Here is a 19,842-nt window from a genome sequence, read left to right on the forward strand (position 1 = left end):
CGACAGGTAATCTAGAACGTTAGAAGTATGTAAGCGGGTTCGCAGCTCCCCTTTGAACAGCCGGCCGTGTTGAAGAACAGCCGGTTTTGACGGGTGGGGTAGGGGCTGTGGCTAAGAGGAAGGCGCGTCAGCGCATCAATGGACAAGACGACTCAGCCTAAGAAGAAGCTGTATCAAACCTGGTATTTCTGGGTCATTCTGGGTGTTGTTGGACTCATGGTTGGTATGTCCGTTCTGTTGAGCGGGCAGCGCAACGAGGTCCCGACCTCGGTTGGTCTGAAGCTTCTTGAGGACAACAAGGTCACGCGTGTTGATCTGAATGATGACGGCAACCGGGTTGAACTGAAAACCACGGAACCGGTCAAGCATGAGGGCCGTGACCTTGGTAAGAAGGTCACGTTCAAGTATTCGGTGACCCGCGGCCCGGAGGTCGCTAAGGCGATTGCGGCCGCGGAGCCAGAGAATGGTTTCGAGGACCGCCCGCAGACCAGTAACTGGTTCTTGTCCACGTTGGGTCTGTTGTTGCCGATGATCATCATCCTCGGCTTGTTCTTGTTCCTGATGTCGCGCGCCCAAGGTGGTTCCGGCAAGATCATGCAGTTCGGTAAGTCCCGAGCGAAGATGATCAATAAGGACATGCCGGAGGTCACGTTCAAGGATGTGGCTGGCGCGGATGAGGCTGTTGAGGAGCTCCGGGAGATCCAGGAGTTCTTGCAGCATCCGCAGAAGTTCGCTTCAGTTGGGGCGAAGATCCCGCGCGGTGTTTTGCTGTATGGCCCTCCGGGTACCGGTAAGACGTTGCTTGCTAAGGCTGTTGCCGGTGAGGCTGGGGTTCCGTTCTTCTCGATTTCGGGTTCCGATTTCGTTGAGATGTTCGTTGGTGTGGGTGCCTCCCGCGTGCGTGACTTGTTCGAGCAGGCTAAGAGTTCTTCGCCGTCGATCATTTTTGTTGATGAGATCGATGCGGTGGGCCGCCAGCGTGGTGCCGGCATCGGTGGCGGTAACGATGAGCGTGAACAGACGCTGAACCAGTTGCTGGTTGAGATGGATGGTTTCGATGCGAACACCAACGTCATCTTGATTGCGGCGACGAACCGTCCGGATGTTTTGGATCCGGCCTTGTTGCGTCCGGGCCGTTTTGACCGTCAGGTGCCTGTTGAGGCGCCGGATCTTGCGGGACGTAAGAAGATCCTTGAGGTGCATGCGCGCAATAAGCCGCTGGTTGATGGGATTGACCTTGAGGCTGTCGCGAAGAAGACACCGGGGTACACGGGTGCTGATCTTGCGAACGTTTTGAATGAGGCCGCGCTGTTGACGGCGCGTTCCAACGCTCATTTGATTGATGATCGAGCGATCGATGAGGCGATTGACCGTGTGATGGCGGGCCCGCAGAAGCGTACGCGTTTGATGCGTGAGCATGAGCGCCAGGTGACGGCTTATCACGAGGGTGGCCACGCATTGGTTGCGGCTGCTTTGAGGCATTCGGCTCCGGTCACCAAGATCACGATTCTTCCGCGTGGCCGTGCGTTGGGCTACACGATGGTTGTGCCGACGGAGGACCGTTATTCGATAACCCGCCAGGAGTTGTTGGATCAGCTCGCGTATGCGTTGGGTGGCCGCGTTGCGGAGGAGGTCGTGTTCAACGATCCGTCAACGGGTGCCTCGAACGACATTCAGAAGGCCACCGAGACGGCCCGGAAGATGGTGACCCAGTACGGCATGAGTTCCGAAGTGGGTGTTGTGCAGCTGGGTACCGGTAGCGGCGAACCGTTCCTGGGCCGTGAAGCCGGGCAGACCCGCGACTATTCCGAGGGCATGGCTGAGGTTGTGGACAAGGAAGTCCGTCAACTTCTGGATAACGCTCACGCTGAGGCGTATCAGATTCTGACTCAGAACCGGCACGTCCTGGATCGCTTGGCTAAGGAACTTTTGGACCGTGAAACCTTGAACCAGGCGGAGGTCGCAGAGATTTTCCATGATCTGGTGAAGCTTCCGGAACGTGAGCAGTGGCTGTTCGATGAGGCCCGCCCTGGCCAGGACCTCCCACCGGTACGTGGTGAACGTGACATCAAGCGCGACCCGCAGGGTAAGGGTACCGAGCCGAAACCTGGAGAAGGTGTCACGGTTGTGGACCCTCCGGCTGGGGGAACTGAACTGCCGGGAGGGGAACCGCAAGGGCCAGGAACATAAGACCAGGCACGTAGCCGTGGGGGCGTTTTGCCCTCGCGGCGTAATTGTGTACGCGTGTGCGGACGGAACGGTGTTTGAGGTTCTCCGAGCTAGAACCTGCAGGCTGGTCTGATCTAAGATCAAACTGATCTGTCTCCGAAGCCACGTTAGGTTGTCATGAACACCTCCGATTACTCCTCAATGACTGAGGAAGACGTCAGAAATAATCCCCAACTGGATCAGACTACGCTGATGAATGTGGCGCAGTCGCGCCCGGATCTGCGCGCGGCGGTGCGCCAGCACCCTAACTGCTATCCAGGCCTCGCGGAATGGATCGATAGCCAGTCAGCTGGCGGGCAGCAGCCACAGCAGAACCAGTCCCAGCAGAACCAGTACCAGTACCAGTACGGTCAGCAGCAGCCGCAACAGAGCCAGCCTGCGCAAGGCTATGCGGCCCAGGGTTATGGAGCGCAGGGCAACGGGGCTCAGGGTTATGGGGCTCAGAATCCGTCGCAGCAGTCGGGGTATAACGCCGGCTATGGTCAGCAGGCTCAGCAGTACGGTCAGCCACAGCAGTATGGGCAGCCTCAATCGCAGCAGTACGGGCAGAACCAGTACGGCCAGAATCAGTACCAGCAGGGTCAGTACCAGCAGTATCCGGCGCAGCAGCAGTCGGGCTACAACCCTGGCTATGGTCAGCAGGCTCAGCAGTACGGTCAGCCACAGCAGTATGGACAGACTCAGTCCCAGCAGTACGGGCAGAACCAGTACGGCCAGCCACAGTATGGGCAGCCACGTCCGGGCGTTGTGTTTCCGAAGGAGTGGACAGGGTGGCTTCCTGTCATCATCGCGGGCTTGGCTGTTCTTGCTTTCATTGCGATCTTCTTGCCGGCTGTCAGCGCGAAGAGTAGGTTCGGTAGCCACACCGGTTCGCTTCTTGATGCCCCGGCCGGCGTCAAGGTGCTTGCGATCATTTCGATGATCTTGGTGATCGCGGCCGCAGCTGTGCCGGCCGTGGCGTTCTTTGTCCGAAGGAAACCGCTGCCATTGATCTATCCGATTGCGGGGATCGCGGCAGGCGCTTTGGGCATCATCACCTACATCGTCATGTTCATCCAGGTCGGCGCCGAGGCGAACAAAGCGCGTAAGCAGCTTGAAGAGTATGGCTATTCCCTGGAGGACACGGGCACTTCGGTAGGCCCAGCGTTCGGCACGTTCTTCGGTCTGGTTGTTTTCGGCCTACTCCTTGCGGCGGGTGTTGTTGCGCTTCTCATGGAGCTGAAGGGTAAGGGCATCAGCGCGAATCTGCAGCCAGCTTTCGCAGGCGGCTCGAACGGGGCAGGCTGGAATCAGCAGCCGTACCAGAACAACCAGTACGGTGGCTACGCCCAGCAGTCGCAGCACCCACAGCAGGGCCAGCACGGTCAGCAACAGCAGCAGCAACATACTGGCGAACAGCAGTCTGGCCAACAACAGTCAGACCAGTCGCAGGATGATCAGCAACAGGGCGAGCCGCAGCGGGGTGAACAGGCACAGGGAGTCCAGCAGCAGGACAGTGGCCAAGCGCAGGGTCAGCGGGCGGCTTGGCAGTCGCCGGACCAGCAGCCTCAGAACGTCGAGGCCAAGCTTCCGGACTCTGAAGAGTCTGCTCAGAGTGAGGCGAAGGTTTCGGAGACCGCGGTTTCGGAGCCGGTTGCGTCCGAGCCTGAATCTGTTGCTACTGGCGAGCCGGTATCCGAGACACCTGAAGAGGTTAGCGAGGCGCCAACGCAGGCTGCAGATGCTGAGCCTGTCGATGAACCAGTTGTAGCCCCGGTTGAGGAACCAGTTGTAGCGCCGGCTGAGGAGCCTGCCAAGGAAGAGAGCCAGGAGGCGCCGACTGAGGCCTCGGGTGAGACGGTGCCGGCGGGGGCGTCGGCAGTTGAGCTGCAGCAACTTGCCGCGACTAAGCCTCAATTGTGGGAGCAGATCCGTCAGCACCCTAACTGCTATCCAGCGTTGGCGGAGTGGATTAAGCAGGCACAGAGCACAAACTGACCTGCTCAGAAGTAGTTAGCAGAATGCCCCAGGAGGCAAGATGCCTCCTGGGGCATTCTCTTGTTAACGATCCATACTTCTCAGCGCATACTTTTCAACGCATTCTTGCCACAAGCTTGGTGGCGGAATGTGGTCATGGTCACTTAACCTGGGTTAGCCTTAGACCAGGTTAAACCGCCAGTAGCTTCACAAAACACAAAGAAACAGTTGATTACTTCAAGGTAGGTCGCCATGAGCACCCCTGATTTTTCTTCAATGACTGAGGCAGACGTTCGTGACAATCCTCAGTTGGATCAACATACGTTGATGAATCTGGCGCAGTCGCGTCCCGATCTGCGGGCGGTAGTGCGTCAGCATCCCAACTGCTATCAGGGACTCGCGGAATGGATCGACGCCCAATCAGGCGGTGGGCACCAGCCACAGCAGTATGCCCCGACGCAGTACGGTCAGCCTGGTGCGGGCGTTGTGCTTCCGAAGGGATGGTCGGAGTGGCTTCCGGTAATCATTGCAGGCCTAGCTGTTCTCGGTCTCGTTGCATTGTTTTTGCCCTTGGTGAGCGTACGGGTTGATATCCACTCAAGTTCTGTCGGTTTCTTCTCGGGGGGCAATTTAATTAAGGAAGCTAAATTAGTTCCGCATGAGGCGACGATACTTGCGATCATCTCTATGGTCCTGGTGATCGTTTCCGCGGCTGTGTCGGTCGCGGCATTCTTCGCTCGTAGAAGAGCGTTGTTATCGACCTACCCGATTGTGGGGATCGTGGCGGGCGCTATGGGCCTCACCGCGTACATCGTGGGGATTGCTGGAGTGAACGGCAAGCTCAGCGAAATACGCAGATTTGCTGAAGCACTTGGAGCATCCTGGGAAACTGAAGACACCATGATTGGTCTAGGTTTCGGTTCATTCTTTGGTCTGGTTGTGTTTGGCCTGCTCCTGGTGGTGAGCGTTCTCGTGCTTATTATGGAGCTGAAAGGCCGGGATCTCAGAGCGAATATTCGGCCAGCTGTGTTCGTGCCGGGGTCGGCAGCTCAAGAATTACCAGCTGAGGCAGCGGGTCAGACGGTGCCTGCTGGGGCGAAGCGAGGGGCTGTAGCGATGCCGTTCATGGTGGCCGGTCTCGCCGCCCTGGCATTCGCGACCATGTTCATTCCAGCTTATGTTCTTAACATCGAGGGCCACGGAGGGCCTGCCTTTGTGTGGAGGCTTGAGGATCCGGTCTTGATCCTGGCGGTCATTTCTATGGCTCTGTCGCTTGTTTCAGCAACCCTTTCCGCCATAGCAATATTTATTCGCGTCAAGCCGCTCCAGGTGACCGGCGCGATTAGCGGGGCTATTGCCGGGGTTGCAGGTGTCGCAACTTATATTGTGTTTTTCCCTCATCTGGCGATGATGAACGATAGGTTGAAAGATCTCGAATATTCCAAGTATTCATTTGCTGCTGCCCCTGGCGCTTTCATCGGCCTGACCGTTTTTTCCATCTTGCTTATAGGCGGAAGCATCGCTGCTGTTCATGCATTCAGGAGTCGTGGTCGTTCGGGGGGATTGGCTAAGTCTCGATAGAGGTTCCGCTGATGTGGGCGGCGACGGGGACGTGGAGTGTGAGGCTCCACGTCCCTTCCTGTTTAAGGGCGTAAAAGACTGTTCGAAGCTCACCGTTCGCGTGTACGATAGATCACAGTTGCGAATACAGAATGCAGTGTTCGCATATCGAACTAATCTGTGATCTTTTATCCCAATGACTTTCACCGCAATGGAGCCAGAATGCAGTTTCACCACAACGGCTATGTGACCGGAGACCCCCTTATCAAGGAAGCCGCAGGAGTCGGCATCGACCGTAGTGAAGACCTGCCGGAGGTTATGGACGTACTGATCGTGGGTGAAGGTCCCGCCGGTATGACTACCGCAGCGCAACTCTCGGTCTTCTCGCAGCTCGAGGTGCGCCTCATCGAACGCCGCGAACACGAACTCCAGGTCGGCCAGGCAGACGGCATCCAGGCCCGCTCCGTCGAAACCTTCCAAGCCTTCGGGTTCGCAAACCGTGTGATCGATGAGGCCTACCATCTCCGCGAAATGGCGTTCTGGAAGCCAGACCCAGAAAACCCAAAGAACATCGTCCGCGCGGCACTCGCCCCGGATGACCCGCACGGTGTCTCCGAATTCCCGCACCTGATCATCAACCAGGCCCGCATCATGCAGTACTTCGGTGAGTTCATGCGTAACCAGCCTTCCCGCATGAAACCGAACTACGGCATCGAATACGTCTCCCACGAACGCGACGACTCCCAGGAATACCCGCTGCTCGTCAACCTGCGTTACACCTTCGGTGAGAAGGCCGGCGAAGAGTTCTCGGTCCGCACCAAGTACCTCGTCGGCGCTGACGGTGCGCGTTCACAGATCCGCCGCGACATCGGCGCAACCCGCGTAGGCCAACAAGCCGCACACGCGTGGGGAGTCGTGGACTCCATCGTCGAAACCGACTTCCCAGACTGGCGCACCAAGTGCGCGATCCAGTCCCATGACGGCGGCTCGATCCTCCACATTCCACGCGAAGGTGGCGCGATGTCGCGCATGTACGTCGACCTCGGCGAAACCGCCGCAGATGACGACGGCAAGGTTCGCCAGACCCCGCTCGATGAGATCGTGCGTCACGCCAACGAGATCCTCCACCCGTACACGGTTGAGGTGAAAGACGTCGCATGGTGGTCGGTTTATGAGGTCGGCCACCGCGTCACCGACCGCTTCGATGACGTCCCAGTGGAAGAAGCCGGGAACAAGATGCCGCGCGTATTCATCCTCGGTGACGCATGCCACACTCACTCCGCTAAAGCCGGTCAGGGCATGAACGTCTCGATGCAGGACGCATTCAACCTCGGTTGGAAGCTCGCGCACGCCCTGCTCGGTACCGCTCCGTTGGAGATCCTCTCGACCTACACGGGCGAGCGTCAGGTGATCGCGCAGAACCTCATCGACTTCGACATGGAATGGTCCTCGATGATGGCGCGTAAGCCAGAGGAGTTCGAAAACCCGAGCGACCTCGAGGACTTCTACGTCCGTACCGCCGAGTTCCCGGCAGGTTTCATGACCGAATACGAGCCGTCCATGGTGTGCGGTGACACCAAACACCAAGAGCTCGCTGCCGGTTTCCCGGTCGGTAAGCGCTTCAAGTCGGCGTGGGCTACCCGCCGTTGTGACGGAGTCCGTTTGCATCTGGGCCACCTTGCAGAAGCCGATGGCCGCTGGCGTATCTATGTGTTCGCTGACGGTGCGCACCCAACCGAGCACTCCGCGGTGGATGATCTCGCAGCATGGCTCAAAGACGACGAGGCATCGCCGCTGGTTGGCAGCGAGCTGGGTGGACGCCCACGTCACGAATGGTTCGACGTCAAGGTGATCTACCAGCAGTCCCACGAGGAGTTCGAGGTCTTCGACGCACCAGAGGTGTTCCGTCCACGCTACGGCGACTTCGGCATCATGCAGTGGGAGAACGTCTTCGCCTCGGCTCTTGGTTCGGCTGACCGTGAACGTCAGGAAATGAACCCTGTTGCTTTGAGCCGCGACATCTACGATGCGCGCGAGCTTTCGCGTGACGGCGTGATTGTTGTTGTGCGCCCTGACCAGTACGTTGCCCAGGTCCTGCCGCTGGATGCCACGGATGAGCTGAGCGAGTTTTTCAAGGGCGTCCTCTCGGAGTCCTAAGGAAGCCACGGAAGATAGAGCCAGGTTGTCTTTGTGACGGTTGATTCTGAGGGCCGTGCGGGGGCGTCTGCGGCGGGTTCGCAGACGCTCTCGCGCGGCCTGAGTTTGTTGGAGGCCATCGCTGAGTATGAGCAGGGCCTCACGATCCCGCAATTGTGTGAACGGGTCGGTTTGCACCGTTCGATCGTCTACCGGTTGCTGCGTACGCTAGAGGCGCACAACATGGTGGTGCGGGGCGCCGATGGTGTTGTGACGTTGGGCCCTAACTTATTGGTTTTGGCGCGTTCAGTGAGCCGTGATGTTCAGGCTGCCGCGTTGCCGGAGCTAACGAGGTTGTCTCAAGGTCTGCAGATGACGGCGTTCATTGCTGTTTTGACGCAGGATCAAGTGGTGACGTTGGTTTCGGTTGAGCCGAAGGTCGATGGTGCCACGCTGGTTCAACGTCCGGGTTCCGCCCATCCGTTGGACGCTGGCGCCCCGGGGGCCGCCATCCGGGCGCAGCTGGGGACTGCGGAGTTGGCGGCGCGTGGTTTAGCGCATCCGGAGTTGCTTGGGGATGCCGCCGCACCGTATACCAAGAGCCGTTCGCAGGTTTTGACTGGCGTGAGTTCGATCGCGGTCCCGTTGCGGGTCCCGGGCTATGCGGCGGCGTCGCTTGCGGTGGTGTTTGTGGGTAGTGAGGACGATGCGGGGGTCGCTTCCGCGTTGCACCTGTCGGCTTCGGTGATTGAGGCTGAGCTGTTGTAGGTCGGTAGGCTGTGATCATGTCGAACGTGGACTCTAATGGTTTTGGTGTGACGGGCAAGGGCCCTGACGCTGTACCCGGTGACGCTGGGCTCGGCGGCGCTGTTGCTGGTGACGTTGAGCTTGGCGAGGTTGAGCAGGGTTGGACGGAGCAGGGTCGTGTTGATCAGGCTCGGATTGAGCGTGCTGTCCGCGAGATCCTGTTGGCGGTCGGTGAGGATCCGGACCGGGATGGTTTGGTGGATACGCCGGCGCGTGTGGCCCGAGCGTATGCCGAGGTTTTCTCGGGTCTGCATATGGATCCGGCTGACGTGTTGTCCGCGACCTTCGATATTGATCATTCGGAGATGGTCTTGGTCAAGGACATCCCGTTCTATTCAACGTGTGAGCATCACCTAGTTCCGTTTCATGGGCGGGCTCATATCGGTTATATCCCGGGTGTTTCAGGCAAGGTCACGGGGTTGTCGAAGCTGGCCCGGCTGGTTGATCTATTTGCTCGGCGTCCGCAGGTTCAGGAGCGTTTGACTACGCAGATTGTGGAGGCATTGGAGGATCATCTGCAGCCGCGTGGGGCGATTGTGGTGATTGAGGCGGAGCATTTGTGTATGTCGATGCGGGGCGTTCGTAAGCCTGGGTCGACGACCACGACTTCGGCTGTGCGTGGTCAGTTGCGTGAGTCGGCTACGCGTGCTGAGGCGATGGGCCTGATTATGGGGCATGGCCGGTAGCTTTTTCGGCTGGCGGGTAGGCTAGTGGTGTGCGGCCGTGTGCCGCGTGTTCGTTGCGTCTCGTCTGGAAGGTCGGTTGATGTTCAACCTCGCTGCAACCCCTGGTACTGGCCCTAATACGTCTGCTTTGGCTGTGATTCGTGCGAAGTCGCGTGAGGATGCGTGGGCTGATTTGCCGCGTGATCGTTGCTTGGTGATGGGTATTTTGAATGTCACTGAGGATTCGTTTTCGGATGGCGGCCGTTTCCTGAATGTTGATGCGGCGATTGCGCATGGTCTTGAGATGATGCGTGCCGGCGCTGACATTATTGATGTTGGTGGTGAGTCGACGCGTCCGGGCGCTGATTTTGTGGATCCTGAGGTTGAGGCTGCTCGGGTTGTGCCTGTTGTGAAGGGCCTGGTTGCTGCGGGCGCTGTGGTTTCGGTTGATACGACGCATGCTTCGACTGCGCGTGAGGTGTGGGAAGCTGGCGCGCATCTGATTAATGATGTTTCTGGTCAGACGTTTGAACCGGATATGGCTCAGGTTGTTGCCGAGTTGGGTGCTCGGGTTGTGCTGACGCATCGCCGTGGGGATCAGAAGACGATGGTGGATCACGCTGAGTATGGCGATGTTGTGGCTGAGGTTGTTTCGGAACTGGTCGAGGTGCGGGATCAGTTTGTTGCCGCGGGTGTGGCGCGGGAGAACATTATTTTGGATCCGGGCGTGGGTTTCGCTAAGAACGCCGAGCATGATTGGGCTGTTTTGAATGCGACGGATCGTTTTGTGGCGTTGGGTCATGACGTTTTGATTGGTACGTCGCGTAAGCGTTTCTTGGGGCGGTTGCTGGAGGAGCGTAAGCGCCCGCATGAGGTTGCTGACCGTGACGCGGCAACGCATGCGACGAGCACTCTGGCTGCCGCCGAGGGTGCGTGGGCTGTGCGTGTTCATGATGTTGCCGGTACCCGCGATGCGGTTGAGGTTGCGCGTGCGTGGGTGAACCCTGCTGAGGCGGTTAAGGCGTGAGGCCTTTCCAGTGGGATGGTCATGACGTCATCACGATCAACGGAATTTCTGCGACGGGTTTTCATGGTGTTTTTGATCATGAGAAGCGTGAGGGCCAGAGGTTCGTTGTCGATGTGAAGGTTGCGACGTCCTTCCGGGTCTCGGCCGCATCGGATGATGTTTCGGACACCCTGGATTATGGGTCGATGGGCCAAGCCGTTGTCGATGAGATTCAGGGCGGGCCATACAACTTGATTGAGAAGCTGGCTTCGGTGATTGTTGACCGTTTGATGCGGGACTTTTCTCCGCTCGCGGTGCAGGTCACGGTGCATAAGCCCGAGGCACCGATCCCGGTGCCGTTTGGCGATGTGGCTGTGACGATGAGCCGTAGCCGTTCATAACGTTGGAGGCTGTAATGTCGCAGGGTTCTGAACCGTATGAAGCAGACGGTGGCCCGCTCCCGGAGGTTTTGACGCGCGAGCCGGGTTTCCCGGTGGTTGCGGTGATCGCGTTGGGCGCTAATTTGGGTGACGTTGTTGAGACGTTGGCGTTGGCGCGCGCTGAGATCGCGGCGTTGGATGGGGTCACGGTCACGGGTGAGTCGCCGATGGTGGTGACGGATCCGGTGGGCGGCCCCGAGGGACAGCCGGAATACCTGAACCAGGTGATCGAGGTTTCAACAACGCTGGCGCCGGCGACGTTGCTGGAACAGTTGCAACGTATTGAGGCTGAGCACGGCCGTACTCGTGAGGTGCGGTGGGGTGCCCGGACCTTGGATTTGGACATCATCACGTTCGGCTCTGTTGTGAGCGATCATCCGGTCTTGACCCTGCCGCATCCGCGCGCGCTGGAGCGCGGGTTTGTGGTGATCCCGTGGTCGTGGATGGACCCGGGCGCGTTTGTGGGTTCGGAGTCCGTGTTCCGTGTTGCGCGTGAACTTGAGCCTTTAGGCGGGGTGCGCCCGTACATGGATCCCGCGCATCGGCTACCGGACTCGCGCGATGACCGTGAGGCCACCGCAACCGCTCCGAGCAATGGTGGGGCGTCCGCATCGTGATTAAACTACGCGTTGTACCGATGCTGGGTGGATGGCTTGTGTTCGCGGCCCTCGGGTTGTTGACCTCGACGTTACTCGCCGTTGTGAGCGCGGACCTGTGGGCTATGGGGCGGGCGTCCTCGGTCGCGTTGGTTGCGGTGGCTGTTGTCGCGTTAGTTCTGGGTCTGTGGGTGTTTCTATCGCGCACGCGGCGCACTGATCGCCGGATTGACCCGTTGGCGGCGGTGCGTGTTGTGGTGTTCGCGCAAGCCTCGGCGCTGGTGGGGTTGGCGGCATCGGGTTTCCACGCCGGCGTTGTGATCGATGTAGTGGTGAATGGTGTTGTGGGGTCACCGATTTTCTTCCGCGCGCTCCTTGCGGCGGCGGCCGGCGTGATCGTGGCAGCGGTGGGGCTGGTAGTGCAGCGGTTATGCACCGTGGACTCAGACGATGACGACGATGCCGCCCCGACGGAAGGAGCCGCAGATGCAGCACAATAACGATGCGGCGCAGGGAGGCTCGCCGGCGCAGACTGGGTGGGTTGCGGATCACGAGTGGATTCCGGTGGATCCGCGGTTGGCGCGGGTTCAGCATCTTTCGAATATTTTCACGGTTCTGTGTCTGGGGGCGGCGGGGTGTGCGCCGTGGATCTTGAAGCGCCTGGGTGTGTTCGATGCCTCGACGTGGCTCGTGTGGGCGGGCTGGATCGTGGCTGGCTACACGCTGGTGAGCGGGGTTGTTCAAGCGTTCCTGATCGGGCCGAGCGTACGCAGTATGGGGTGGATGCTGCGGGAGAACGATTTCACGTACCGGGTGGGGATCGTGTTCCGCCGGGTTGTGGTGGTGCCGTATGGCCGGCTTCAATATGTTGATCTGAAGTCGGGGCCTCTGATGCGCGGGTTCGGTTTGTGCCAGGTCTCCTTCAAGACGGCCGCAGCAGAAGGCTCGCCGGACATCCCTGGCCTGACTCAAGCTGATGGCGAGCGTCTACGTGATGAGCTCGCGGCGCGGGGTGAGCAGAAGCTCGCCGGGATTTAGGGGGCGTTGTGTCAAACGTGCCTGAAACGGTTGAGTGGAAGCGGGTTCATAAGGCGACCCCGTTGGTGCGCGGGTGGATCATTTTCGCGCTGTTGGCGTTCAGTTTTGTGCGCAGTTGGGCCGAATCGTTTGTCAGCGGTAGCCCCTCCGGCGGCGATGGCGGGCGCGAGGGCGAAGGTGAGGGCGAGGGGTCTTCGGACTTTTTCGGCCTGTTCTCCGATGACACGTGGGTGATGTGGGCGTGGCTCGCGGTCATCATCGGCACGATCGTGTATTCGTGGTTCGCGTGGCGGGCCATGGGGTACCGGATCACAGCGAACCGTGTCGAGGTTCGGCAGGGCATCTTCATGAAGAACGTGCGCCACGCCCGCATCGACCGGATACAAAGCATCGACATCAACCGCCCCATTCTGGCCCGTATTTTCGGTCTCGCTGAGCTGGAATTCCATGTAGCCGATGCGCAAGAAGCAGCCGCGAAACTCCAGTACGTGACCTACCGGCAGGCCCAACAGTTACGCGAGGACATCCTGCGTACCGCCCGCGGCGAGCAACAACCCGTGGCCCCGGTACAGACAGAGGGGAACGCGGCATCGACCGAGACTGCCCCGGCAACTGCCGAGGTAACAGCGGCAAAGACCCAGGCAACGGGATTAACCGCCGAGGCAACTGCAGCATCGGAGGTAGTGCGTCCTCTCGTCAAAGTTCGCATGAATCGGCTCGTGGCCGCGGCCTTGCTGAAGAACGTGGTTTTCGGTGCCGTGGTGATCATCGGGTATGTGGTGAGTGCGGTCGAGACGTCCTCGTTCACCCAGCCGCTCGTGGTTTTCGGCCCGCTGCTCATCGCGTGGGGTGGCCTCGTGTTCTCGATGATCAACACCAACGGCGGCTTCGTTGTCAGCGCGGGGCAGGACGGGCTGGTGCTGACACGCGGCTACACCGAATCAAGCAACACCACAGTCCCGCCGGAACGCGTGCACGCGCTGGGGCTCCAACAGCCTCTGCTGTGGAAACTCACCGGCTGGTGGCGGGTTGTCGCGAACGTCCCCTCCGATGGAGCCTCCGCAGAGAAAAGCAACGTCTTGCTACCGGTGGGCACGTTCCAGGAGGCGCTCGCCGTGGTGGCGGCGTTGATCCCGAACCCGGGGACGGACCGGACCCAGCCGCTCGTTGTGGCTGCCGCGGAACGCCCTGGGGAGGAACCGGAGTTTGTGGTGAGCCCACGCAAGGCGCGCTGGCTGTCCCCGATCGCGGGGCCGCGGCAGGCGTTCGCGCTCACGCAGACGATGCTGATCATCACCTCAGGCCGTCTGGTGAAGAAGGTCGCGTTTGTTCCGCATCAACGCACCCAAGGGGTTGCTTTGAGGCAAGGGCCGTTCGCTAGGGCGGCTGGTGTTGCGACTCTCACGGTGGCTACGGCTGCGGGGCCGGTCAACACAAAGATCTACGATGTTGAGCAACAGACCGCGGACACTTTCGTTTTCAGGCAGTGTGAGCGGGCCGCCGCCATGGCGGGCTGGGCAGACAAGAACCACTGGGGTGAGGTGCGGTGAGGTTGCCTACATCTCCATGAGGTCCTGCCCAACGACCACCGGGCCGTCGTAGCCTAGGCGTGCGTCGGCAAGCCACACATCGTCAGGAACTGCGGGGCTACTAGGAACAAAATGCGAAAGCACGAGTTTCTTCACTCCGGCGCGCGCGGCAACCTCCCCAACGTCGGTTGAGGCGGTGTGGGACGCGATGAGGTGATCGCGAAGCGTCTCCCCGTTACTCCTGGCAAGCAACGGCTCAATGCTCGGCACGTGCATTACCTCGTGGACGAGCACGTCTGCACCTTGAGCCAGCTCCACGAGCGCATCGCAGGGAGTGGTGTCGCCAGAGATCACATAGCTCTTGTCTTCACAATCGACCCGGTATGCCAACGCGTCGATCGGTGGGTGGTTGACCCAGGCGGCGCTGATCCGGACGCGGTCGTCTTCGTAAACAACTCCTGGATCAGTGCCGTCGTCCGTAATATCGCGGGCTGAGACTAGGGCGGCGAAATCTGGGCGGCCTTCATCAACAATGCGGATGCTCGTGTCACGTTGCGCGTATGAGAGGAACGAATCCCACATGCTCGACCACGGGGCTGGCCCAAATGTTTGAACAGGGCGGGTCAGATTGGCGCACCACGCCAGATGGAGCAACGTCCCGGCGTCGGCGTTATGGTCCGAATGGTGATGCGTGATGCCGACGGAACGAATCGAGTTGAAAGCGATATCAGCGAAAGCGAGCTGGCGGGCAATGCCGTTGCCCGCGTCGATGATGTAGGTAGCGTTACCCACCACAATCGCGTTGCAATTAGCGTTGCGTTCACGTTTCGGGGTCGGTCCACCTCCGGTTCCGAGGAGGACAAGTTTGCTGGTGTTATTCGTAGACATCTTTCAATACCTTCACGTGATGCGCAGAAGCGGAGCTGACGGACATTGGGGACAACGGGATCTCATTAGCGGACGTGGCGCAGGAAGTTGATGGTTCGCTCTGACTGTGGATTGTCGAAAACTTCCGCCGAGGTCCCGGATTCGATGATGACGCCCTGGTCCATGACGGCGACTTGGTCTGCGACATCCCGAGCGAAAGCCATTTCGTGAGTCACAACGATCATGGTCATGCCCTCTTCCGCGAGGTTTTTCATCACTTTCAGCACTTCGCCAACCAGTTCAGGGTCCAGAGCGCTGGTCGGTTCGTCGAACAGCATGACCCGAGGTTTCATCGCTAACGCTCGCGCGATCGCAACGCGCTGTTTCTGGCCGCCAGAAAGCGCCGCCGGGTAGGCGTCAGCTTTGTGGGCGAGGCCAACTTGTTCGAGAAGTTCATACGCGGTGCGTTTAGCTTCACTGCGTTCTGCCCTGCCGAGCAGGCTAGGGGCGAGCGTGATGTTTTGTAGAACGGAATAGTGCGGGAACAGGTTGAAGTGCTGGAAAACCATGCCGATCTCTTGACGTTGCCGGTCAATGTCGCGCCGTTTCCGCAGGTGCATCTTCCCAGCCTTTTCTTGGTAGGCCAGTGTCTGGCCATCCATGACGATGCGGCCAGCGTCGATCGGCTCAAGGTGGTTGATACAACGTAAGAGCGTTGATTTGCCCGAGCCGGAGGGGCCGAGCAAGCAGGTCACTTGCCCGTGATGAATGTCTAGGTCGATGCCCTTCAGGACGTGAAGGGACCGAAAGAACTTGTGCACTCCTTGGATAGAGAGCAACGGGGCTGTTGTGTTTGTTTGCGTGGGAGCCTGTACGGTCATGGTGACTTAGCCTTTCCTCTGGCCGCGAGCCAGACGCCGTTCGAGGATCGTTTGGCCGATGGTCGCGATGCCGGTGACTGCGAAGTACCACAGGAAAGCCACGAAAAGTAGCTCGAGTGTGCGCAAGTTGATGGCTGCGATGTTTTGGGCCTCAGTCAGCAGATCGCCACCTGCAATGACGGATACGAGCGAGGTCATCTTGATCATCGTGATGAACTGGCTGCCCGTGGGAGGGATGATGACCCGCAATGCCTGCGGCAGAATGACGCGGGTCATGGTGCGAAAAGGGCCGAGACCCAGGGCGTCGGCTGCTTCTCGTTGCCCTTCATCGACGGAGGAAAGGCCGGAGCGGATAATCTCAGCCATGTAGGCGGCCTCATTGACTGAGAGCGCGATGACGGAGGCTACAAACGGCGTGATGAGGTCATTCGTATCCCAGCTGAACCAAACCTCTTTCGTGATGGGGTTGAGGATGTCGATGCCGGACCAAAAGAGGGAGATGTTGCCTACGAACAGGATCAGAAGCAGCAGTGGGATGCTTCGAACGATTGCTACGTAGGCGAATCCGATCGCTCGCAGGACTGGGTTCTCTGATAACCGCATCAGGGCGAAGACGAAGCCGCCCACGACGCCGATGGCCATGGAAATAAGAGCCAACACGATGGTGTTCTTCAGGCCGCTCATGATGCTGTCATGAGTCAGGTAACGGCCGATGGTCTCGTGGTCGAGGGCTTGGTTGGACCACAAGCCGTAGAGCACTAGAACCGTGGCTATCGCCACGAGCACGCCGGAGACGATCCTCCAGGGGTGGCGTTGTTGAGCTACAGGGTGGGGGAGCTGACCGATGAGGTCTTGTTTCACTGATGAGGCGGGCATTATGGCTTCCCCTTCGTATGGTCAGCGTCTGCTGTAAGGCTGAGATCTTCCAGGTTCCACTTTTTGAGGAGCTTGTCCATGGTTCCGTCTGCTTGCATCAGGTCAAGGGCAGACTGGATTGACTGCTTCAGGTCTGAGCGGTCTTTGGCTGTGATGATCCCGATCGGTTGCAGTTGGTAGGTGGCTTCACCGCCCATTTCGAATGTGTCGCGGGTCGCCTCGTTTTTGGCGATATAACGCATCACGGGGGTGTTACCGAGGAAAGCTGCGGTGCGTCCGGCTTGAACTGAAAGCCTCGCGTCACTTGGCGCCGCGAACTGCTTGATGTCGATGGCTGGCTTGCCGTTATCGGTGCATTTCTTGCTTTCCTCCTCAGCAAGCTCAAGTTGGACACCACCGCGGACGATGGCGACAGAGAGCCCGCACAGGTCAGATGCTGATGCGATCTTGTGGGGGTTCCCGCGCTTCACGAGGCTCGAGGTTGCCTGGTTCATGTAGTTCGAGAAGTCCACGGCGCGTGCACGTTCTTCCGTGTCGCCGATCAGGTCGATGCCGGCGTCGATTTGGCGTGATTGAACTGCTGGGATGAGGCCTGCGAAGGGGTACTGCTTCCACTCGATATCAACGTCGAGGCGCCGGCCAATCTCTTCGGCGATGTCAATGTTGATGCCTTTATAAGCGTCTCCGTCTGAGAAGTTCAAAGGAGGCGAGGCGAGTTGGGAGCCGAAAACCAGGTGGCCTCGCTTCTTCACCTCATCAGGTAAGGCAACGATTTCTGTGTGTACCTGACGTTCGGCGTCGGAATCCTGCCGTGACTGCCCACCTTCGCGCAGAACGACACAACCGCTGAGAGCAACCACTGATATCGCTGCCGTCCATAAAGCAATGAAGCGTTGAATGCGACGTCTCATCTACAACCCCTGCGTTCTCTACAAGTCCTGCACCGATCTGACGTTTCGCACAGCGAATAAACTTTTCGCTGTGGCTAGAGTATGGGTGAGACGTAAGTCACACGTCAAGGGATATTTAGAGGGACCGTATCTAAAAGGACATTGGGGCGAGGGTCGGTAATGACGCAACAATCAGACCAACATGTTCAGTCTTTTACTCGTGGGCTCAAGGTCATCAAGGCATTTGCTGGCAATCCGCTCACGCTCTCCGAAGTTGCCGCCAGAGCAGAGTTGCCTCCGGCAGCAGCACGCAGATACCTCGCAACACTCGTGGACTTGGGATACCTCGCTCACGAGGGATCCACATTCCGGGTGAGATCCAAACTGCTTGAGCTATCCAAGCCGTATGTCGAGGCGAATAACCCTGTCAGAAAAGCGGCACCGATTCTGCGCAGGCTTTCCGCCGAGGTGCGTGAAACCACCACTCTGACTCAGTACTCGCACGGAAGGGTCGTCAACCTGTACGCCTGTCACGCGGACCAAGAGCTCGCCATCCGCGTGAATGTGGGCTCATATCTGCCTGTCTATTGCACCGCGATGGGGCGAGCCATGCTCGGAATGCTCGATGACGCCGAGGTTGAAAGCGTGCTCGAAAGTATTGAGCGACCCCAGCTAACACCCCACACAAGCACTGACATAGCTGCAATCATGCACCAGGTGCGTCAGGCTAGAGAGCAGGGTTACTGCCTTGCTGAAGAAGAACACACCTTAGGGATCCGAACCCTGTCTGTCCCCGTTGATCTATTGCAAGGATCACTGATCGCCTTGAGCGTTCCAACCCCTACGGCCAGAGAATCACGTGCCGCCTACATTGATCGGGTTTTGCCACAATTGTTGGCGGCGGCGAAGAAGATGGCAGATGAGGACTGAAACTATGCAGGCAAGCACAGCTAATCGCGTCGACAAGAACCACTGGGGTGAGGTGCGGTGAGTTTTTCCTCCTTAGGCTCGGCTTCTTTGGGCGCGCATGCGCCGCGTTTAGGCATCGGGATTATCGGTGCGGGCCGCGTAGGCCCTGTGGTTGCTGCCGCGTGGAGGTCCGCGGGCCACCAGATCGTGGGGATCTCGGTCACGGATGAACGTTCCGCCGACCGGGCCGAGGCGATCCTGCCAGGCGTCCCCCACACGAGCACCGCTGATGTCCTCGAACGCAGCGAAGCCGTCGTGTTCGCCCTGGATGCCGCGACCATCCAGCAAGAGGTCGCATCCGCGGCCGCTGCTGGCCGCTTCCAGATGGGTCAGCTCGTGCTCCACACATCACCGGCGGTAGGCATCGACGTCCTGACTCCAGCCGCGGAAGCTGGCGCCATCCCGTTAGCGATCCACCCACTGCTGCGGTTCACGGGCACAAGCATGGACGCCACCGCGCTGAACGGGGCGCGCGCAGCCGTCTCTGCGCCGAAGCTCATGGTCCCGGTCGCGCTGGCGCTCGCCGTGGAGCTGGGTTGTGAACCCTTTGTGCTCGATGAGGATGACCGCGATCTGTATGCCGCGGCCGTCGCTGTGGCTACGGAGCCGGTCTCTGCGTCGCTTGCGTATGCGTGGGATGCGTTGAACAGCGTGGGTGTTGAAGATCCGAGCGCGGCCCTGGGACCGTTGGTGCGCTCCTCTGTTGATGCGGCGATAGCGAGCGGTTCGAGCGCGGGCACAAGTTTTGCTCGCACGCTGAGCCCGGAGGCCGTGGCGTCCGCGCGTCGTGGCTGGTCAGGGCCCGATGCGCCAGTTGGGGCGCACGGCTTCTATGTTGCGATGGCCACAGCGGCCATCACTCGAGCTGTTGGCCGTGGTGAAATAACCGACACTCAAGCCGCCGCGGTGCTGGATGCGCTACAGAGCGAATAGCTGTTTTGTAGGGCGAACGAGTGATCCCGGGCACGAATTCGAAGGAATTTCGGTGACGGTGGCCACAAATTTTTACGAGTTTTCAGTGGTGCAGCACACCTTGAACCAGCAGGTTCCGCGGAATCATGCGGTTTTCGGTGCTGGTTGGAGCTCTGGAGGGGTTCATCGCCGATTTGCATGTTGTTCTGAACTCCCGTAATGTTTTCTCTTGTCGCCGCGAACGGCTCCGACTGAAAAAGATCGTGAGAGCACTGAGGCGACCAACCCACTGAAAATCACCAAGAAATTGGTTGGTATTCAGTGCGCCCTTCGGAGCGGACAATAGATAACTGTAGCGAGCTGGTTGGGTGTTTGTTGTTTGAGAACTCAATAGTGTGCCAAGTTTGTTTGTTGATACCAAATATTTTTTGTTTGGTGGTTGCCTGCATGCCTTTGATCCCTGTCAGGGTGTGTGGGTTTCTGCT

At 59.2% G+C, this 19,842-nt stretch carries 19 protein-coding genes; 14 read left to right on the plus strand and 5 right to left on the minus strand.

Annotated elements, in window-relative coordinates:
- Positions 1-138 precede the first annotated feature (138 nt).
- The 12 genes from ftsH (at position 139) to MHJ63_RS07305 (ending at position 13,983) form a co-directional block, all read left to right on the plus strand.
- On the plus strand, positions 139-2,190 hold the full coding sequence (gene ftsH / locus MHJ63_RS07250; RefSeq protein WP_052048426.1) for an ATP-dependent zinc metalloprotease FtsH: 2,052 nt from the start codon (positions 139-141) through the stop codon (positions 2,188-2,190).
- A gap of 156 nt (positions 2,191-2,346) precedes the next feature.
- On the plus strand, positions 2,347-4,206 hold the full coding sequence (locus tag MHJ63_RS07255; RefSeq protein ID WP_141739849.1) for a variant leucine-rich repeat-containing protein: 1,860 nt from the start codon (positions 2,347-2,349) through the stop codon (positions 4,204-4,206).
- 231 nt (positions 4,207-4,437) lie between these two features.
- On the plus strand, positions 4,438-5,766 hold the full coding sequence (locus MHJ63_RS07260) for a variant leucine-rich repeat-containing protein (protein ID WP_035756003.1): 1,329 nt from the start codon (positions 4,438-4,440) through the stop codon (positions 5,764-5,766).
- A gap of 201 nt (positions 5,767-5,967) precedes the next feature.
- Complete coding sequence (locus MHJ63_RS07265) at positions 5,968-7,902, plus strand: FAD-dependent monooxygenase (RefSeq protein WP_035756002.1); 1,935 nt, start codon at positions 5,968-5,970, stop codon at positions 7,900-7,902.
- A 33-nt stretch (positions 7,903-7,935) separates the two neighbouring features.
- The gene (locus tag MHJ63_RS07270) at positions 7,936-8,649 is read left to right on the plus strand and encodes an IclR family transcriptional regulator (protein ID WP_239446773.1); all 714 of its coding nucleotides are present in this window, start codon (positions 7,936-7,938) and stop codon (positions 8,647-8,649) included.
- A 17-nt stretch (positions 8,650-8,666) separates the two neighbouring features.
- Positions 8,667-9,374 carry a GTP cyclohydrolase I FolE gene (gene folE, locus MHJ63_RS07275; protein ID WP_239446774.1) on the plus strand — a complete coding sequence of 236 codons (708 nt, stop codon included), beginning with the start codon at positions 8,667-8,669 and terminating at the stop codon, positions 9,372-9,374.
- A gap of 79 nt (positions 9,375-9,453) precedes the next feature.
- Positions 9,454-10,380, plus strand: a complete 927-nt coding sequence (gene folP / locus MHJ63_RS07280; protein WP_070507564.1) for a dihydropteroate synthase — start codon at positions 9,454-9,456, stop codon at positions 10,378-10,380.
- Positions 10,377-10,760, plus strand: coding sequence for a dihydroneopterin aldolase (gene folB / locus MHJ63_RS07285; protein ID WP_239446775.1), 384 nt, complete (start codon positions 10,377-10,379; stop codon positions 10,758-10,760). The genes folP and folB overlap by 4 nt, the downstream gene beginning before the upstream one ends.
- A gap of 14 nt (positions 10,761-10,774) precedes the next feature.
- Complete coding sequence (folK, locus tag MHJ63_RS07290) at positions 10,775-11,416, plus strand: 2-amino-4-hydroxy-6-hydroxymethyldihydropteridine diphosphokinase (RefSeq protein ID WP_239446776.1); 642 nt, start codon at positions 10,775-10,777, stop codon at positions 11,414-11,416.
- Positions 11,413-11,895: a DUF3180 family protein gene (locus tag MHJ63_RS07295; RefSeq protein ID WP_141742484.1), complete on the plus strand. Its 483-nt coding sequence runs from the start codon at positions 11,413-11,415 to the stop codon at positions 11,893-11,895. Before folK ends, MHJ63_RS07295 begins: the two co-directional genes overlap by 4 nt.
- Positions 11,882-12,433 carry a PH domain-containing protein gene (locus MHJ63_RS07300; RefSeq protein WP_239446777.1) on the plus strand — a complete coding sequence of 184 codons (552 nt, stop codon included), beginning with the start codon at positions 11,882-11,884 and terminating at the stop codon, positions 12,431-12,433. Before MHJ63_RS07295 ends, MHJ63_RS07300 begins: the two co-directional genes overlap by 14 nt.
- Before the next feature lie 8 nt (positions 12,434-12,441).
- Positions 12,442-13,983: a PH domain-containing protein gene (locus MHJ63_RS07305; RefSeq protein WP_239446778.1), complete on the plus strand. Its 1,542-nt coding sequence runs from the start codon at positions 12,442-12,444 to the stop codon at positions 13,981-13,983.
- 6 nt (positions 13,984-13,989) lie between these two features.
- On the opposite strand, the gene MHJ63_RS07310 is transcribed toward MHJ63_RS07305, so the two are convergent.
- The 4 genes from MHJ63_RS07310 to MHJ63_RS07325 all read right to left on the minus strand — a co-directional run bounded on the left by MHJ63_RS07310 (position 13,990) and on the right by MHJ63_RS07325 (position 17,497).
- A complete protein-coding gene (locus MHJ63_RS07310; protein ID WP_035755986.1) occupies positions 13,990-14,850 on the minus strand; it encodes an MBL fold metallo-hydrolase in 861 nt (286 codons plus the stop codon).
- Positions 14,851-14,915: 65 nt separating this feature from the next.
- Positions 14,916-15,710 (minus strand): amino acid ABC transporter ATP-binding protein, encoded by a 795-nt coding sequence (locus tag MHJ63_RS07315; protein ID WP_052048423.1) that lies wholly within the window; start codon positions 15,708-15,710, stop codon positions 14,916-14,918.
- Between the two features lie 6 nt (positions 15,711-15,716).
- Positions 15,717-16,586: an amino acid ABC transporter permease gene (locus MHJ63_RS07320; protein ID WP_035755984.1), complete on the minus strand. Its 870-nt coding sequence runs from the start codon at positions 16,584-16,586 to the stop codon at positions 15,717-15,719.
- Entirely contained in the window at positions 16,586-17,497 is a 912-nt protein-coding gene (locus MHJ63_RS07325) for an ABC transporter substrate-binding protein (RefSeq protein ID WP_084590407.1), read from the minus strand. The genes MHJ63_RS07320 and MHJ63_RS07325 overlap by 1 nt, the downstream gene beginning before the upstream one ends.
- A gap of 159 nt (positions 17,498-17,656) precedes the next feature.
- On the opposite strand from MHJ63_RS07325, the gene MHJ63_RS07330 reads away from it, so the two are divergent.
- Positions 17,657-18,406, plus strand: a complete 750-nt coding sequence (locus MHJ63_RS07330) for an IclR family transcriptional regulator (protein ID WP_035755981.1) — start codon at positions 17,657-17,659, stop codon at positions 18,404-18,406.
- Between the two features lie 57 nt (positions 18,407-18,463).
- Positions 18,464-19,378, plus strand: coding sequence for a DUF2520 domain-containing protein (locus tag MHJ63_RS07335; RefSeq protein ID WP_232219272.1), 915 nt, complete (start codon positions 18,464-18,466; stop codon positions 19,376-19,378).
- A 275-nt stretch (positions 19,379-19,653) separates the two neighbouring features.
- On the opposite strand, the gene MHJ63_RS07340 is transcribed toward MHJ63_RS07335, so the two are convergent.
- Positions 19,654-19,842, minus strand: a 189-nt coding sequence (locus MHJ63_RS07340) for a hypothetical protein (protein WP_239446779.1), incomplete at its 5' end; no start/stop codon positions are given.

This window comes from Pseudoglutamicibacter albus (genome assembly GCF_022346425.1).
Lineage (GTDB): Bacteria > Actinomycetota > Actinomycetes > Actinomycetales > Micrococcaceae > Pseudoglutamicibacter > Pseudoglutamicibacter albus.